Annotated in this window: 2 protein-coding genes and 1 pseudogene; 2 read left to right on the top strand and 1 reads right to left on the bottom strand. The window is 30.4% G+C overall.

The features are described from left to right. Positions 1-726: PAAR domain-containing protein (locus tag AC1M9I_RS14545; protein ID WP_481611208.1), on the top strand; the 726-nt coding region annotated here is incomplete at its 5' end. 7 nt (positions 727-733) lie between these two features. Beyond that, entirely contained in the window at positions 734-1,375 is a 642-nt protein-coding gene (locus AC1M9I_RS14540) for a hypothetical protein (protein WP_481611207.1), read from the top strand. Positions 1,376-1,394: 19 nt separating this feature from the next. Here the strand turns inward: AC1M9I_RS14540 and AC1M9I_RS14535 are convergent. After that, positions 1,395-1,604, bottom strand: a pseudogene (locus AC1M9I_RS14535) (replication initiation protein RepM); the annotation flags it as partial.

The raw sequence follows: 1,604 nt of genomic DNA, 5'->3' as shown, positions 1-1,604 counted from the left end.
CATTACTGTCCTAAATGTAAATGTTGGTCTACTGTGATTAAGAGCCATGATCATGTGATTATCGATGGTAAGCCTGTGGCTTATGTCGGGGATAAGTTAACCTGTGGAGCTACTATTCAACCTCAACAGTCTCATGTCGTGGGTGACAGTGGTGGGGCTAGTTTCTTTTCTTCTATACCGGTTTTTCAGCCTATTAATGTTCAGCAGAGTTTATCGAATAGTTTTAACTCAAAAGAAAATTATGAAAACTTTTATGTCCAGAATTATAAAACAGATGTTTTTATACAACATAGAGCTGTGATAACTCCTAGTGAGACAGATAGTAAAGGTGTTAGTTTATTGCAAATGATTTCTGGAGCAGTAAGTTATTTTCTGAACTATAGGGTTACTGGAGATGATCTTTTTATTAGTGTCTCAATAAACGCACATCCTTTATCAAATGATGCAAAAGTTTTCCCATTTGGTGAAATTGTTATATCTAGAGATGATAAAATTTACACAACAACTAGATTAAAAAAAGACCCAGGTTTTTGGGATAGTAGTAACAATAAAGCTCCAGTGGGTAGTTCTACGATAAAGTTGCCAAAACCTAATCTAAGTGTTGTAAAAGTTAGTGTTAAATTGGGATATACCGCACAGTACAACGGCTCTGTAGGGATAGTTATTCCAACTCCACCAACAAAGTCATATGAATTTAGCATAAGTTCTTTTGCTAAAAAAATCTGAGAGTTTTATGAAGAATATACTGAATATTTTTTTTTCTATTTTTATTTTAGTATCTTTCCCCGCTTGTTCTAATGCAAATGAAGAAGTAAAGAAAAATGTTAAATTAGAAGAGACAGTGAATCTTTCATCAGAGGATCAAAATTTAATCAATGAATATAATAATATTTCTACATATTTAATAAATGGAGATGAACTGAAGTTTCGTGAGGAGTTAAATTTATTTTTACCTCGAGCGCATCAAATTAAAAATGAAAATGAAAGAAATAACATTATTATGAATATCTATATGCAAACAAAAAAATATAGTGAAGCATATGATTTTAATCAGATTTTAATAAAAAAGAACCCTGAAAACACCAATAGATATACTTTTCAGTGTCAACTGCTAGAAATGATGAATAAGGGAGAATTAGTAGTAAAAAGTTGCTATGAAAATATAGCCCAAAAAATTAAGCTAACACTGGAGCAAATGGATGAAAGTGATCCTTTATATTTAGAAAATAACTTTACATATTATGCGATGTACTACAAAGCTGGACATCAACAATATAAAAAAGAAATGGAAAATTTAATTAATTCGACTTCCGATGAGGAGCAAAAGTCTAAATTTAAGAGCTATTTCGACATAATCGTAAGTGAATCAGATTAAAAAATAAGTTATTGTTTTTTTAGTATTCATAAAATTGAATTTGCTGTTTTGGATCTTTTAGCATAATTCGAAGTCGATACATAAAATCATCAGGCGATTCATTTTCTTGTTTCAGATAATTGAATTTTTTATCTCTAGACATGCCGTAAGAGATTCGATTGATCTGCATATTTGGTAAATCTAAAAACTTAGGTTTATCGACCTGTTTAATTGTTGCTGATTGAATTTT

It is taken from the genome of Acinetobacter sp. ANC_7553, assembly GCF_056779895.1.
The sequence above is the reverse complement of the archived record's forward strand: the minus strand, read 5'-3'. Positions and strand labels throughout refer to the sequence as shown.